We start from the raw sequence: 14,285 nt of genomic DNA on the forward strand, positions 1-14,285 counted from the left end.
GACAAGGAAATTTACACGCCGTTCACACTCGGCCCCCTCTTCTTCAGAGTAATTTCAGTTTCCCACTTTATACTAGGAAAGAATTAAAGAACAGGAGGCTGAATGTATGCAGCTCACAACCCTCCCTGCGGACGCCCCGTCCGCTTCTGAAACCCCCAGGAAGCGCCGAACGCTCCCAAAGCGCCTGCTCCTTCTGCCGGCGCTGGCGGTGCTGGCCGCCGGGGGATTCGCCCTCTACCAGCTCTTCTCCCCCTCGGAGTCCTCCACGCCGCTCACCGAGACCCTCACCACCGGGAGCCTTGCCACCACCATCACGGGCACCGGTGTGACCCTCCCGGCCGACAGCCAGACCGCCACCGTGGCCTCCACCGCGGAGATCACCAAGGTCTATGTGGCCGCGGGCGACATCGTCCAGGCGGGCGATCTTCTCTATGAACAGGACGACTCGGAGCTGGATGAGCAGATCGGCACCTACCAGGACCAGATCGCCGATCTCCAGGATGAGCTCACCACGGCCCAGACCCAGCTCTCCGACCTCCAGGAGACCCTCTCCCATCTGACCGTCACCGCCCCCTTCTCCGGCACCGTCACCGAGGTGGAGGTAGAGGCCGGCGACTCCGTGCAGGCCGGTACCAAACTGGCCCAGCTGGTGGATGACAGCCAGATGACCCTCACGGAGTATTACAGCTACGCCTATGAGTCCGAGATCCGGGTGGGCTCCAAGGCCCAGGTCTCCATCGCCAGCCTCATGCTCAACCTGGACGGCACCGTCACCGACGTGCAGAAGGTCTCCCGCTACACCACCGAGGGCACCAAGTGCTTTGCCGTCACCATCACCGTGGATAACCCCGGCGCCCTCACCCAGGGCATGTCCTGCGCGTCCTCCATCTCCTCTTCCTCCGGGCAGCCCATCTACGCCGCCATCTCGGGCACCCTGGAGTACAAGGACAGCGAGACCCTCACCGCTGAGGCCTCCGGCGAACTGACCCAGGTGACCCCGGTGGCCTACGGCACCGTCACCAAGGGCCAGACCCTCTTTGTGCTGGATGGGAGCGACTACACCTCCCAGCTCTCCAGCGTACAGAACAAGATCACCCAGACCCAGGAGCGCATCGCCGACTACCAGGAGCAGATCACCGAGACCGAGGCCAAGCGGGCCGACTACGCCGTCACCGCCGAGATCTCCGGCAAGGTCATCCAGGTCAACGTGAGCGAAGGGGAGACCCCCCGGCAGGCGGGCGAGACCGCCGTACTCCTCTATAATCTGGACAACATGGAGATCTCGGTCAACATCGACGAGCTGGACATCGAGCACGTCACGGTGGGCACCCAGGCCCTCATCTCCCGCTCGGGCGCCAGCAGCGACGGCGACCAGACCTTTACCGGCACCGTCACCGCCGTGAGCTACGAGGCCACCAACTCCAACGGCGTGGCCTACTTCCCGGTGACCATTCAGATCCCCAGCGGCGGGGAGCTCTCGGCCGGTGTGAACGTCTCCTACTCCATCCAGGTGGGAGACACCTCGGAGGGCCTTCTGGCCCCCATCTCCGCTCTGAAGCGCTCCACCGACGGGGAGACCTGCCTGTACATCCAGTCCGACACCCCGCCCGAGCAGACCGTGGAGGCCGAGGGCGTGCCCGACGGCTTCTATGCCGTGCCCGTGGAGGTGGGCGACTCCAACAGCCAGTATGTGCGCATCCTCTCGGGCGCGGAGGAGGGCGACGTGGTCTTTACCCGCTACCAGCAGAGCGCCCCGGCCAACGGCGACACCACCAGTCAGGGTGAGGAGTCCCAGGAGCAGGCCTTCCCCGGCGGCGAGATGCAGATGATGCCCGCCGCACCGGGCGGCGACTTCTCCGGCGGCTTCTCCGGCGGAGGCGGCGGCATGCCCGGCAGCGGACGGATGGGAGGCTGATACGCATGTCCCTGATCCAATTGCAGCACGTATCCAAGATCTACGCCCAGGGCCAGGAAAATCAGGTCAACGCCCTGGATGACGTCTCCCTGGAGATCGACACGGGGGAATTCGTGGCCATCATCGGCACCTCCGGGTCGGGCAAGTCCACCATGATGAACATTCTCGGCTGCCTGGATGTGCCCACCAGCGGAGAATACTACCTGGACGGCGTCTCCATCCGCCAGAAGTCGCGGCGGGAACTGGAGCTCATCCGCTCCCGTCAGATCAGCTTCATCTTTCAGGGGTACAACCTGATCCCCTCTCTGAACGTCTGGCAGAATGTGGCCCTGCCCATGCTCTACCAGAAGGTCCCCCTGGCCGAGCGGAAGGCGCGGGCCATGGAGGCCCTGGAGCAGGTGGAGATCTCCGCCAAGGCTGAGAACCGCCCCACCCAGCTCTCGGGCGGCCAGCAGCAGCGGGTGGCCATCGCGCGGGCCATCGCCACCCGCTCCCCCGTCCTCATGGCCGATGAGCCCACCGGCGCGCTGGACTCCGCCACCGGCGCCCAGGTCCTCTCCCTGATGAAGGAGCTCAACACCCGGGGCACCACGGTGATCCTCATCACCCACGACAACTCCATCGCCGCCCAGGCCCGCCGCACCGTCCAGGTCAAGGACGGACACATCATCCACGACAGCCTCTGGGACGGGGTCCTCCTGGCCCAGCCCGCGGGAGGAGCGAGAGCATGAACGCGCTTTTGATGGCTCTGGACTCGATCCGGGAAAAGAAGGGCCGCTCCTTCCTCACCATGCTGGGCATCATCATCGGCGTCACCGCCGTGCTGGTCCTGGTGGCCCTGGTCTCCGGCTATAACGCCGACATCACCGCCTACTATGAAAAGCTGGGCGTCAACAAGGTCAATCTCAGCCTGACCTGGTATGACCGCACCCGGGCCAGCGATGTGTACAGCCTGGTCTACACCTACGCCAACGACACGCTGGGGGACATGGTGGAGGGGGTCTCCCCCTTCTCCTCCACCCAGCTGCCGGTAAAATACCGCTCCACCACGCTGGAGGAGAGCACCATCTACCTGGGCAGCGACCAGTTCTCCATCTGCAACAACTACACACTGGAGGACGGGCGGGACCTGAATGAGTGGGATCTGGAGCAGCGCAACAAGGTGTGCGTCCTGGGCTCCTATGTGGCGTCCGCCCTCTTCCCCTACACCGACCCCATCGGGGAGACCGTCTATCTCTCCGGCATCCCCTTCACCGTGGTGGGCACCTACTACCAGAAAGACGGCGGCACGGAGGACTCCATGGACGACATGCTCGCCGTGCCCTATACCCTCAACCGGGAGCTCCTCCAGAGCGCCGACGTCACCTCCATCACGGTCAAGGTGGACACCTCCCAGCATGTGGAGACCGTGCTGGCCCGGCTGGAGGTCTATCTGGCCCAGCAGATCTCCTCCAGCGTGGGGGAGTACACCCTGGAAAACGGAAACTCCGCCATGTCGGAGAGCTCGGAGGAGACCACCTCCATGAGTGTGGTGCTGGGCGGCATCGCCTCCATCGCCCTCCTGGTGGGCGGCATCGGCATCATGAACATCATGCTGGTCACCGTCACCGAGCGCACCCGGGAGATCGGCATCAAAAAGTCCATCGGCGCCCCCCGGGGCGAGATCATCACCCAGTTCCTGGTGGAGGCCGGCATCCTCAGCGGCCTGGGCGGGCTCATCGGCATCGCCCTGGGCTTCGGGCTGTCCCTGATCCTGGGGAAGGCCATGTATGACCTCATCCTCCTCCCCAGCCTGCCGGTCACCCTGGGGGCCTTCTCCTTCTCGGTGGCCATCGGCATCCTCTTCGGCATCTATCCGGCCGTCAAGGCCTCCAACCTCCAGCCCGTGGACGCGCTGCGGGCCGACTAACAAACTAAGAGGTGTATCCAATGAAACAGCGAATCCTCTCCGCCGTTCTGGCGGCCGCCCTGTGCCTGGGTATCATCGGCGTGGTGGGTCTCTCCCTCCCCGCACAGGCCGCCGGCTTCTCCGACATCGGGGACGCCGACGTCTCCGAGGCGGTATCCGTCCTGTCCAGCCTGGGCATTGTCTCGGGCTACTCCGACGGGACCTTCCGCCCCTCCGAGACCCTGACCTGCGCCCAGTTCGCCACCCTCGCCGTCCTCGCCGAGGGGCACGGCGATCAGGTGGCCGAGAGCGCATACCGCACCCTCTTCTCCGACCTGCCCGCCTCCCACTGGGCCGCCCCCTATGTGAATCTGGCCCAGAGCGAGGGGCTCATCAGCGGCTACGGCAACGGCCGCTTCGGGCCGGATGACCCGGTCACCATCGGGCAGGCCGTCACCATCGTCCTGCGCCTGATGGGCTACGGGGAGGAGGACGTGGGCCCCTTCTGGCCCCAGGACTATCTGAGCAAGGGGGCCGATCTGGGGCTCCTGGAGGGCGTGCGCCCCCAGGCGGATGCCGCCATGACCCGGGGCGAAGCCGCCCTCCTGCTCTATGCCATGCTCCAGAGCAACTGCAAGGACGGAACGTCCTATGTGGAGAAGCTGGCCCACACCACCATCTCCGACGCGGTCCTCCTCCAGAACGACGACACCTCCCCCTCCGGTGAGGTCCACACCGCCCAGGTCTATGCCGGAAACAGCGGCCTGACCTGGTACACCCAGGACACCGCCCTCCCCGATACCCTGCTCAACCGCCGGGGGACCCTTCTGCTGAACGAGAGCGGCGCGGTCTCCGGCTTCCTCCCGGATGAAAGCACGGTGCGCACCCTCTCTCTGGCCGAGGCCAAGGCCGACCGGCTCGTGGACGAGAGCGGCGCCAGCTACACCCTGTCCAGCGCGGTGACACTGGTCCTGGATGACACCGTCACCACCTACGGCGAGTCCTGGTATGAGCTGGACGGCCGGGAGACCGTCACCCTCTACTACAGCGCCTCCGGCAGCGTCAATCTGATCACCGCCTCCGAGACCAAGCGGTATGACGGGGCCGTGCTCACCGGCTACTACGAAAACGTCCACCCCAATGCCTCCAACCCCACCTCGATCACCCTGCTGGGGGAGACCTACCCGGTGGCCGAGGAGGGGGTGAGCGCCCTGGCCCAGTTCCGGGTGGGGGACCGGATCACCGTCTCCTTCAACGGCTCCGGTGAGATCGTGGACGCCTGCTCTCCCTCTGAGCGCAGCGCCGTCATGATCGGTCTGGTGACCGAGACCGGGAACTCCTGTTCCGTGGCCCTCTCCAACGGGCTCACCGCCTCCGGGAGCTGCTCCGACACCACCTTTGCGGTGGGTGACCTGGTGCGGGTGAGCGCCTCCAGCCTGGGGACCCTCTCCCTCTCCCAGGTCTCGGCCGGCACCTCCTCCGCCGCCCTCCAGGTGGCGGAGCGGACCCTGGGGAGCACCCCGCTGGCCGAGGACGTGGTGCTCTATGACCGGGTGGGCAAGACCCACGCCGTCCAGATCACTCTGGAGGACCTGCTGGTGGACTCCGTCCCCGCCTCCCGCATCCTCTACACGGCAGCCAACTCCGCCGGGGAGATCGACGTGCTGGTACTGGACGACGTGACGGGAGACGCCTATACCTACGGCATCTTCTCCTCCGGCACCAAGACCGAGGGCAACGGGAACATGCAGGTGACCAACCGCACGGTGGCCGTGGAGAACAGCGCCGGTCTCTCCCAGGAGTGCCTGACCGGCACGGCGGTCCCCGACGGCCAGGTGGGCGGACTGGTCCCCTCCAGCGACGGCCGGGTGGCCGGACTTCTGGTCCTGGAGGAGGTGGAGGACGTCCCCCGCTCCGCCTTTGACGGCACCGACACGGTGACCCTGTCCGGCGTGGCGGTCCCCATCAGCGACCAGGTACAGGTGTATAACACGGACAACGGGCAGTGGATCACCCTCGCCCAGGCCAAGGCCTACACCGATACCTTTACCGTCTATTACAGCGGCACCCTGGGAACCGACGCCAAAGTGCGGGTCATCCTGACGCAGTCCCCCTCCTGATTCTTTTTAAGATTCTCTCTTGCCATCTTTGTTTGGAAAATGTATAATCAAGATACTTTCAGAGAAAGGATGATCCACCATGACCATGGGCCAGCGCATCCGTGACCTCCGCAAAGCCGCAGGCCTCTCCCAGGAGGAGCTGGGCCTCCAGGTAGGGGTCAAAAAGGCCGCCATCCACAAATATGAGAGCGGTCTGGTCGTCAACCTCAAGCAGGCCACCATCGAAAAGCTCGCCGCCGCCCTGCACACCACCCCCGCCTACCTGCTGGGTCTGGACACCCCCTCCCTCCCCGAGGGGGCCCTCCCCTATCACCCCACCCAGCGCATCCCCATCCTGGGCCGGATCTCCGCCGGCATGCCCATCTATGCCGAGCAGAACATCGAGGGCTACACCGTCACCGACCTGAACGGCGGCGCGGAGTACTTTGCCCTCCGGGTGTCCGGGGACAGCATGAACGCCATCGGGATCAACGACGGCTACCTCATCATCGTCCGCCGCCAGGAGAGCGTGGAAAACGGCGAGGTGGCGGTGGTCCTGGTGGGGGACGAGAACGCCACGGTCAAGCGCTTCTACGCCACCGACAGCACGGTCACCCTCATGCCCCAGTCCACCAATCCCATCCACCAGCCCCAGATCTACGACCTGCACCGCACCCGCATCCAGGTGCTGGGCAAGGTGGTCAAGGTGGAGTTTCTTCTCTAACAACACGCAAAAAGGGCCCGTCGCAGAATCGTTCCATTCTGCGACGGGCCCGCGCATTTCCATCTCCGGAGGGTGGAGCCGCCCCAGGGGCGGCGAAACCCAAAAAGAAAGACATCTGCCCAAAAGCAGATGTCTTTCTTTCTGGTGCACGAGGCGGGACTTGAACCCGCACGTGCGTAATGCACACTAGAACCTGAATCTAGCGAGTCTGCCAATTCCACCACTCGTGCGTCTCTGCGCTGTGCACCGCTCAGCGCAGGTAATATATTACCACACCGCTTTTCGCTTGTCAACTACTTTTTTCTTATTTTTTCTTCTTTTCCTGCCCGGACTCCTCCCGCAGGAAGACCAGCCGGTTTTCCGTGGAATCCTGGGGGGAGTAATGGTAGGAGAGCCGGTCAAACGCCTTGGCCTCCTCCGGGGACTCGGCCCCCCGCTCGGCCAGGAAGCGGACCATCTCGCCCCGGGCCATCTTTACGTGGACGCTCTTTTCCACGATCTTCTCCCCTGCCCGCTCGCCAAAGACGCATTTGACCACCCGCACGCCCTCGGGCAGGTGGCGGGCCACTCCCTTGCCATACTCCCAGGAGGAGAGATCCAGCAGCACCCGCTCCCCCTCCAGGGCGGCCCGGGCCAGCTTGTCCCCCCAGAAGTCATACAGATCCCGGCAGAAGGGGGTCTTGAGCCGGGCCCCCATCTCCAGGCGGTAGGGGGTCACCGCGTCCAGAGGGCGCAGCACGCCGTACAGCCCGGACAGGATGCGCAGATGCTCCTGCACATAGGTATAGTAGGCCCCTTCAAAGACCCGGGGGGCCATATACTGATATTGGATGCCGTCATAGGCCAGCAGGGCCGGGGTGGATGCCCGCTCCAGATCCATCTGCTGATAGCGCGCCCAGTTGAGGGCCGCGATCTTCTCGTTGCAGCCCATGAGCGCGCGCAGCTCCTCCAGGGAGAGGCCGCGCAGGTAGTCCGCCAGCTGTCCGGCCTCGGCCAGATACTGGGGCAGACCGGCTGGGGCCAGGGTGTCCCCCTCTTCCCGCATCTGCTTGGCCGGGGAAAGGATGATCCGCACGGCAAAGCCCTCCTTTGTCACGTTTTCAGAATGATAAAAAAATCGGAGCAAGCGATGAAAGCTTGCTCCGACGTGGTGCGGATGACGGGACTTGAACCCGTACGTCATGGACACACGCACCTCAAACGTGCCTGTCTACCAGTTCCAGCACATCCGCATGTTGTGCTGTCCTCTTCAGAACGCTTGTTTATTATAGCTTCCCATGCAGCATTTGTCAATGGTCTTTTTTCAAGTTTTTAAAAAATTTTCCTGACCCTTGTCCTCCCCCCTCCGCTCCTGTATACTGAGTGCAGAGTAAGACCACACCGTTTGGAAAGAAGGGGATTTCCATGTTTTCTCTGGATCGGATCGAGACCTACCGGGAAAACGCCCGTCTGGAGGCCAAGCTGGCCACCGGTGGGCTGCCCGAGAGCCTCTGGGAGACCTACTCCGCCTTTGCCAACTCCTACGGGGGCGTCATCCTGCTGGGGGTGGAGGAGCGGAGCGACCACTCCCTGCGCATCCAGGGCCTGCTGGACGCCCAGGAGATGCTGGAGGAATTCCTCACCCGGGTGCAGGACCCCCAGACCGTCAGCGCCGACCTGGTGTCGGAGGAGCGGGCCCGGGTGGAGTCCACCCCCCACGGGGACATCATCGTCATCGAGGTGCCCTGGGCCGAGGACGCCCTCCGCCCGGTCTATGTGGGCCGGGACCCCTACCACGGCACCTACCGCCGGGAGGGAGAGGCCGACCTGCGCTGCTCCCCCGCCGAGGTGGAGGCCATGCTGGAGGGGCGGCAGGGCTGAGGTTTCCTCTCTTTTCGACCGGACCCAGCGGGGAGGCGCATTTCTACTATGTCAACCATTACCAAACAGGCGCTGGAGGCGTCCCTCAAGCAGATGATGCTGAAAAAGCCTCTGGACAAGATCACCATCCGCGACATCACCGAGGCGTGCGGCATCAGCCGCATGACCTTTTACTACCACTTTAAAGACATCTACGACCTGGTGGAGTGGGTCTGCGTGGAGGACGCGTCCCGGGCCCTCCAGGGCAAAAAGACCTACGACACCTGGCAGGAGGGGCTTGCCCAGATCTTTGAGGCGGTGCTGGAGAACAAGCCCTTTGTCCTCAACGCCTTCCGCTGCATCAGCCGGGACCAGATGGAGCGCTTCCTCTTCCACCTGACCTACGGATTGATCCGGGGCGTGGTGGACGAGAAGAGCCAGGGGAAACCCATCTCGGAGGAGGACAAGGCCTTTATCGCCGAGTTCTACAAGTACAGCTTCGTGGGCATCCTGCTGGACTGGATCCGCCAGGGTATGAGCGAGGACTACCAGACCATCGTGCGCAAGGTCAGCGCCACCATGCACGGAACCATCGCAAACGCCATTGAAAACTTTACCGCACAGCGGTGATTTTTGTACAAACGGGGCCGGATGATCAAAAACCGATCATCCGGCCCCGTTTGTCCATGGTGTTTCCCGCCTGGAACGGGTAAGATACAGACACATTCCAAACGAGCTCCGCCCTGCGGAGCCCCATGAAAGGCGGATCATCTATGGCAAAACACATCGGAAAATGGACTGCGGCAGCCGCCGGTCTCGCGGGCGCGGGCGCGGCGGTCGTCCTGGCAAAGAAGGCGGCCCAGAGCCGCACTACCCCGGAGGGAGCCTCCGCCGGGGCCCACGCGGAGTACCGGAACACCGAGCTGGGCCGGCAGGCGAAAAACAGTAAGGGCATCTACTACTCCAACGGAAACTACGAGGCCTTTGCCCGCCCCGAGAAGCCCGCCGGCGTGGAGGAAAAGCACGCCTACCTGGTGGGCAGCGGCCTGGCCTCCCTGGCCGCCGCCTGCTTCCTGGTGCGGGACGGACAGATGCCCGGCTCCCACATCCACATCCTGGAGTCCATGGACGTGGCCGGCGGCGCCTGTGACGGCATCTACGATCCCAGCCGGGGCTACATCATGCGGGGCGGCCGGGAGATGGAGAACCATTTCGAGTGCCTGTGGGACCTGTTCCGCTCCATCCCCTCGCTGGAGAAGCCCGGGGCCTCCGTGCTGGATGAGTTCTACTGGCTCAACAAGCACGACCCCAACTACTCCCTGTGCCGGGCCACCGTGAACCGGGGCCAGGACGCCCACACCGACGGCAAGTTCGACCTGAGCCAGAAGGCCTGCATGGAGATCGTCAAGCTCTTCATGACCCCGGACGAGGACCTCTACGACAAGACCATCGAGGACGTCTTTGACGAGGAGGTCTTTGACTCCACCTTCTGGCTGTACTGGCGCACCATGTTCGCCTTTGAGAACTGGCACTCCGCCCTGGAGATGAAGCTCTACTTCCAGCGCTTCATCCACCACATCGCGGGCTTACCCGACTTCAGCGCCCTGAAATTCACCCGCTACAACCAGTACGAGTCCCTCATCCTCCCCATGCAGCGCTATCTGGAGGAGGCCGGGGTGGACTTCCGCTTCGGCACGGAAGTGACCAACGTGCTCTTCACCATCCAGGGCGGCAAAAAGACGGCCACCGCCATCGAGTGCAAGGTCAACGGCGTGGAGCAGGGCATCGTCCTCACCGAGAACGACCTGGTCTTTGTGACCAACGGCTCCTGCACCGAGGGCACCATCTACGGCGACCAGGACCACGCCCCCAACGGGGACGCCGAGATGCGCACCAGCGGCTGCTGGAACCTGTGGAAGAACATCGCCAGGCAGGACCCCAGCTTCGGCCGTCCGGAGAAGTTCTGCTCGGACATCTCCAAGACCAACTGGGAGTCGGCCACCATCACCACCCTGGATGACAAGATCCTGCCCTATATCACCAACATCTGCAAGCGGGACCCCCGGACCGGAAAGGTGGTCACCGGCGGCATCGTCAGCTGCCGGGACTCCAAGTGGCTGCTCAGCTGGACCATCAACCGCCAGGGCCAGTTCAAGGAGCAGGACCCCGAGCAGGTCTGCGTCTGGGTCTACGGCCTGTTCACCGACGTGCCGGGCGACTATGTGAAAAAGCCTATGCGGGAGTGTACCGGCCGGGAGATCACCCAGGAGTGGCTCTACCACATCGGCGTGCCGGTGGACCAGATCCCCCGGCTGGCCGATGAGAGCGCGGTGTGCGTGCCCACCATGATGCCCTATATCACCGCCTTCTTCATGCCCCGGACCAAGGGGGACCGCCCCGACGTGATCCCCGACGGCTGCGTGAACTTCGCCTTCCTGGGCCAGTTCGCCGACACCCCCCGGGACACCGTGTTCACCACCGAGTACTCCGTGCGCACCGCCATGGAGGCCGTCTACGGCCTGCTGGGCGTGGACCGCGGCGTGCCCGAGGTGTGGGGCAGCGTCTACGATGTGCGCGCCCTGCTGGACAGCTCCGTGTGCCTGATGGACGGCCGCTCTCCCCTGGAGATCGAGCTGCCCGGCCCCCTGAACCTGCTGAAAAAGCCCCTGCTCAAGGCCGTGCAGGGCACCGTGGTGGAAAAGCTGCTGCGGGACCACAACATCCTGCGGGACGGTATGCTGTAATTTCCTCCCCCAACAGAACACACGCCCCCGGAAGCCATGGCTTCCGGGGGCGTTTCGCATGAGGAGCACGTTCGGCATGTGTCTCAAAGAGGCTCTTTTCCCTAAGTCACAAAACTATGCTTGATCGGCAGACTGCCGCAGGACGCCGAAGAGGATCAGGTCCAGCATCTCCGCCCCCACGCCCAGCACGGTGTGGAGGTCTTTGCCTTCGCTCTCCTCCTGATAGTGGAGCAGCAGGCTGCGGAAGGAGGCCTCCGTGCTCTCCAGATAGCGGATCACACGCTCGGGCTCCAGCCCCGGGCGGAGGGGCATGGTGCGCACCATCCGCTCCAGAAAGGCCCGGTTCATCCGGCGCAGGGGCTCCCACAGCCTCCAGATCTCCTCCCGCAGGTGCTCCGGGGGACGGAGCATGGCGTTTTCAAAGATCCGCTTGCGCTCCGGGTGGTCCTGGAAATAGGACTCCCGCAGCAGGAAAAAGCGCTGGATGCTCCCCAGGGCGTCCCCCTCCCCCAGCTGGGCCATCCCCGCCTCCACATGGGCGGTCAGCCGCTCAAAGGTGTCCCGGACGCACAGCAGGAACAGCTCGTCCTTGCAGGAGTAGTAGTGGTACATCATGCCCTTGGAAATGCCGTGGTTTTTGCAGATCTGCTCCATATTGACGGCATCATAGTCCCGGCGCCCGAACTCCTCCAGGGCCGCCCGCAAGATCTCCTGTCTGCTGTGTTCCTGCCGCTCCTTTTGTGTCATGCGGTCAGACCTCCTTCTGCCTTGTGCAGCTCCCCGGCCCATTCAAAGCCCTTCTTGGCCGCAAATACGGCGATCACCTCGTTGATCACCGCCGCGGCCGCGATGGTCCCCTGGAGCATGGACGCAGACTCGGGCGCCGCGTTCTGCAGCACCGACACGGCGATGCCGGTGAACACCAGCGACACGCCCGAGTGGGGCAGCAGCGTCAAGCCCAGATAGCGCCGCACCGTCGCCGGCGCATGGGTGACCGCCGCGCCCAGATAGGCGCCGCTGTACTTCCCCACCGCCCGCGCCAGGATGTAGACCGCCGTATAGATCCCTGCGCCAAAAATAAGGTGGTAGTCCAGCGGCGCGCCCAGGTTCAGAATGACCACGATCATGGCAAAGCCGATGGCCGGGTTCACTACCTCCATCATACCATATAGCTTCTCCGTGTCAATGAGATTGGAGAAGGCGGTGGAGTAGGCCATGCCGATGAGCATGAAGTTCAGCACCGGAACGGGCAGCAGGCTGTTGATGAAAAAGCCCAGCCCCGCCGTGAGGAGCAGCATGGACCCCATCACCGCCAGCACACCCGCCCGGCTGCGGACGCGGCGCATCAGAAGCCCGGCCGCCGCACCGGTCACGCCCCCCAGCACCACCGGCAGGAAGACCAGCAGCATCACCGCCGGCAGAGGGATGCCCACGGCGGACACCTGGGCCGAGACCAGGCCCATGACCACAAAGAACACCAGCGCCCCCACCAGATCGTCCAGGGCGGCCATGGGGATCAGGGTCTTGGTCACCGCTCCGTCGGTCTTCAGGTCCCGCACCACCGACAGCGAGGGGGCCGGCGCGGTGGCCAGCGCGATCCCCCCGAAGACAAAGGCCAGATAGACCGGCACCCCCGTGCAGGCAAAGAGCACGCCAAAGACCAGACTCACCACCACAAAGGTCCCCAGGGACTCGGTGATGGTGGTGACCAGGATCCTGGGCCCGGCCTTTTTCATCTGCCTCCAGATCAGCTCGGTGCCGATCATCAGGCCGAACACGCTCTCCAGTATGCGCTCGGTCACATCGAACCACCCGGACTCCAGGACGGCCTCGTTCAGCAGGTCCAGCCCGTGGGGCCCGATCACCATGCCGGCGATCAGCCAGCCCAGAATGGCCGGCAATTTCAGTTTCGAGATCAGCTTGCCCGCAGCAAACGCCAGGAAGATGGAGACCAGCAGCCGCAGCACAGAAAACAAGAGGTCCATAGCAGTCTTCTCCTTTTTCAATTATAGACGAGTCCGTCTGTTTTTCTCAGTATAGCACAAACAGACGACTCCGTCTGTAAATGAATTGTTAAGAATTCCCCCCGCCGTCCCACGATGGCTCTTGCCAAAACGCAATTTTTTCGGTATACTAAATAGAAGTCCGCAGAACGAAGCTGCGCGCCCCGGCAGGAAGCCGGGCAGATCGGCAGAAGCCGCCGCAGCCCTCCCGGACCTCCGTCCCCGCGTGTTCTACGATTGTCGATACCAGGAAGGTATCTGTCCCCCGGAAGGAGGACAGATACCTTCTTTTTCTGTGAAAGGAGACTCTATGACACTGGAACAATTCTTCCACGACCACCCCAGAGCCGCCGTCGCCTTCTCGGGCGGCGTGGACTCCGCCTTTCTGCTCTGGGCCGCCCGGGCCTACGGCTGCGACGTGCACGCCTACTATGTGAGCACCGCCTTCCAACCCGCCTTTGAGCGGGAGGACGCCCGCCGGCTGGCCCAGGAGCTGGGCGTGCCCATGACGGTCATCGAGACCGACGTCCTCGCCGTCCCCGAGGCCGCGGCCAACGGCCCCGACCGCTGCTACCACTGCAAGCGCTCCCTCTTCTCCCTGCTCTGGCAGCGAGCCCGCGCCGACGGCCACACCCTGCTCCTGGACGGCACCAACGCCTCGGACGACGCCGGGGACCGGCCCGGCATGCGGGCCCTGCGGGAGCTGGAGGTCCGCTCCCCCCTGCGGGAGTGCGGCCTGACCAAGGAAGAGGTCCGCGCCCGCTCCCGGGAGGCCGGGCTCTTCACCTGGGACAAGCCCGCCTATGCCTGTCTGGCCACCCGCATTCCCACCGGCACCCCCATCACCGCCGCCGATCTGGAGCGGGTGGAGCGGGCGGAGGACGCCCTCTTCGCCCTGGGCTTCTCCGACTTCCGGGTGCGTCTGGCGGGGGATGCCGCCCGTATTCAGATCCCGGCCGACCAGATGGAGGGCCTCCTCAAGCGCCGGGAGGAGATCCTGAAGCAGCTCGCCCCCCACTTCTCCGCGGTGCTGCTGGATCTGGAAGCACGCACCCCCTCCCGCTGAGAAAGGA

Annotated in this window: 12 protein-coding genes and 2 tRNA genes; 9 read left to right on the forward strand and 5 right to left on the reverse strand. The window is 64.2% G+C overall.

Annotation, left to right across the window (positions count from 1 at the left end; all coding sequences use genetic code 11):
* Window positions 1-106: 106 nt before the first annotated feature.
* The 5 genes from GPK94_RS01320 (at window position 107) to GPK94_RS01340 (ending at window position 6,626) form a co-directional block, all read left to right on the forward strand.
* Entirely contained in the window at window positions 107-1,915 is a 1,809-nt protein-coding gene (locus tag GPK94_RS01320) for a biotin/lipoyl-binding protein (protein ID WP_215654040.1), read from the forward strand.
* Between the two features lie 5 nt (window positions 1,916-1,920).
* A complete protein-coding gene (locus tag GPK94_RS01325; protein WP_195278983.1) occupies window positions 1,921-2,646 on the forward strand; it encodes an ABC transporter ATP-binding protein in 726 nt (241 codons plus the stop codon).
* Complete coding sequence (locus GPK94_RS01330; protein ID WP_215654042.1) at window positions 2,643-3,824, forward strand: ABC transporter permease; 1,182 nt, start codon at window positions 2,643-2,645, stop codon at window positions 3,822-3,824. The genes GPK94_RS01325 and GPK94_RS01330 overlap by 4 nt, the downstream gene beginning before the upstream one ends.
* 20 nt (window positions 3,825-3,844) lie before the next feature.
* Window positions 3,845-5,923, forward strand: a complete 2,079-nt coding sequence (locus GPK94_RS01335; RefSeq protein ID WP_215654044.1) for an S-layer homology domain-containing protein — start codon at window positions 3,845-3,847, stop codon at window positions 5,921-5,923.
* 79 nt (window positions 5,924-6,002) lie between these two features.
* Window positions 6,003-6,626, forward strand: coding sequence for a LexA family transcriptional regulator (locus tag GPK94_RS01340; RefSeq protein ID WP_186963690.1), 624 nt, complete (start codon window positions 6,003-6,005; stop codon window positions 6,624-6,626).
* A gap of 142 nt (window positions 6,627-6,768) precedes the next feature.
* Here GPK94_RS01340 and GPK94_RS01345 read toward each other — a convergent pair.
* From GPK94_RS01345 to GPK94_RS01355, 3 genes are all read right to left on the reverse strand, one after another.
* A tRNA-Leu gene (locus GPK94_RS01345) sits at window positions 6,769-6,856 on the reverse strand.
* A gap of 74 nt (window positions 6,857-6,930) precedes the next feature.
* Window positions 6,931-7,701 carry a peroxide stress protein YaaA gene (yaaA, locus tag GPK94_RS01350; protein ID WP_215654046.1) on the reverse strand — a complete coding sequence of 257 codons (771 nt, stop codon included), beginning with the start codon at window positions 7,699-7,701 and terminating at the stop codon, window positions 6,931-6,933.
* 73 nt (window positions 7,702-7,774) lie between these two features.
* A tRNA-Leu gene (locus GPK94_RS01355) sits at window positions 7,775-7,858 on the reverse strand.
* 172 nt (window positions 7,859-8,030) lie between these two features.
* On the opposite strand from GPK94_RS01355, the gene GPK94_RS01360 reads away from it, so the two are divergent.
* The 3 genes from GPK94_RS01360 (at window position 8,031) to GPK94_RS01370 (ending at window position 11,209) form a co-directional block, all read left to right on the forward strand.
* Window positions 8,031-8,486 (forward strand): ATP-binding protein, encoded by a 456-nt coding sequence (locus GPK94_RS01360; RefSeq protein WP_193538474.1) that lies wholly within the window; start codon window positions 8,031-8,033, stop codon window positions 8,484-8,486.
* A gap of 48 nt (window positions 8,487-8,534) precedes the next feature.
* A complete protein-coding gene (locus tag GPK94_RS01365) occupies window positions 8,535-9,095 on the forward strand; it encodes a TetR/AcrR family transcriptional regulator (RefSeq protein ID WP_101692886.1) in 561 nt (186 codons plus the stop codon).
* 143 nt (window positions 9,096-9,238) lie between these two features.
* On the forward strand, window positions 9,239-11,209 hold the full coding sequence (locus GPK94_RS01370) for an oleate hydratase (RefSeq protein ID WP_215654048.1): 1,971 nt from the start codon (window positions 9,239-9,241) through the stop codon (window positions 11,207-11,209).
* A gap of 114 nt (window positions 11,210-11,323) precedes the next feature.
* Here GPK94_RS01370 and GPK94_RS01375 read toward each other — a convergent pair whose 3' ends face one another.
* Both GPK94_RS01375 and GPK94_RS01380 read right to left on the reverse strand, forming a co-directional pair.
* Window positions 11,324-11,956 carry a TetR/AcrR family transcriptional regulator gene (locus GPK94_RS01375; protein WP_215654050.1) on the reverse strand — a complete coding sequence of 211 codons (633 nt, stop codon included), beginning with the start codon at window positions 11,954-11,956 and terminating at the stop codon, window positions 11,324-11,326.
* Window positions 11,953-13,194, reverse strand: coding sequence for a cation:proton antiporter (locus GPK94_RS01380; protein WP_193538481.1), 1,242 nt, complete (start codon window positions 13,192-13,194; stop codon window positions 11,953-11,955). The genes GPK94_RS01375 and GPK94_RS01380 overlap by 4 nt, the downstream gene beginning before the upstream one ends.
* Before the next feature lie 328 nt (window positions 13,195-13,522).
* On the opposite strand from GPK94_RS01380, the gene larE reads away from it, so the two are divergent.
* Complete coding sequence (gene larE / locus GPK94_RS01385; RefSeq protein ID WP_215654052.1) at window positions 13,523-14,278, forward strand: ATP-dependent sacrificial sulfur transferase LarE; 756 nt, start codon at window positions 13,523-13,525, stop codon at window positions 14,276-14,278.
* Window positions 14,279-14,285 lie beyond the last annotated feature (7 nt).

It is taken from the genome of Pseudoflavonifractor sp. MCC625, assembly GCF_018784545.1.
Taxonomy (GTDB): Bacteria; Bacillota; Clostridia; order Oscillospirales; family Oscillospiraceae; genus Pseudoflavonifractor_A; species Pseudoflavonifractor_A gallinarum.

What these genes read in the sequence shown, in the direction of transcription:
- GPK94_RS01335 (WP_215654044.1), top strand. Translation starts at nt 3,845, where the DNA reads ATGAAACAGCGAATCCTCTCCGCCGTTCTGGCGGCCGCCCTGTGCCTG.
- GPK94_RS01380 (WP_193538481.1), bottom strand. Translation starts at nt 13,194, where the DNA reads ATGGACCTCTTGTTTTCTGTGCTGCGGCTGCTGGTCTCCATCTTCCTG.
- larE (WP_215654052.1), top strand. Translation starts at nt 13,523, where the DNA reads ATGACACTGGAACAATTCTTCCACGACCACCCCAGAGCCGCCGTCGCC.
- GPK94_RS01375 (WP_215654050.1), bottom strand. Translation starts at nt 11,956, where the DNA reads ATGACACAAAAGGAGCGGCAGGAACACAGCAGACAGGAGATCTTGCGG.
- GPK94_RS01340 (WP_186963690.1), top strand. Translation starts at nt 6,003, where the DNA reads ATGACCATGGGCCAGCGCATCCGTGACCTCCGCAAAGCCGCAGGCCTC.
- GPK94_RS01320 (WP_215654040.1), top strand. Translation starts at nt 107, where the DNA reads ATGCAGCTCACAACCCTCCCTGCGGACGCCCCGTCCGCTTCTGAAACC.
- GPK94_RS01370 (WP_215654048.1), top strand. Translation starts at nt 9,239, where the DNA reads ATGGCAAAACACATCGGAAAATGGACTGCGGCAGCCGCCGGTCTCGCG.
- GPK94_RS01365 (WP_101692886.1), top strand. Translation starts at nt 8,535, where the DNA reads ATGTCAACCATTACCAAACAGGCGCTGGAGGCGTCCCTCAAGCAGATG.
- GPK94_RS01330 (WP_215654042.1), top strand. Translation starts at nt 2,643, where the DNA reads ATGAACGCGCTTTTGATGGCTCTGGACTCGATCCGGGAAAAGAAGGGC.
- GPK94_RS01325 (WP_195278983.1), top strand. Translation starts at nt 1,921, where the DNA reads ATGTCCCTGATCCAATTGCAGCACGTATCCAAGATCTACGCCCAGGGC.
- GPK94_RS01360 (WP_193538474.1), top strand. Translation starts at nt 8,031, where the DNA reads ATGTTTTCTCTGGATCGGATCGAGACCTACCGGGAAAACGCCCGTCTG.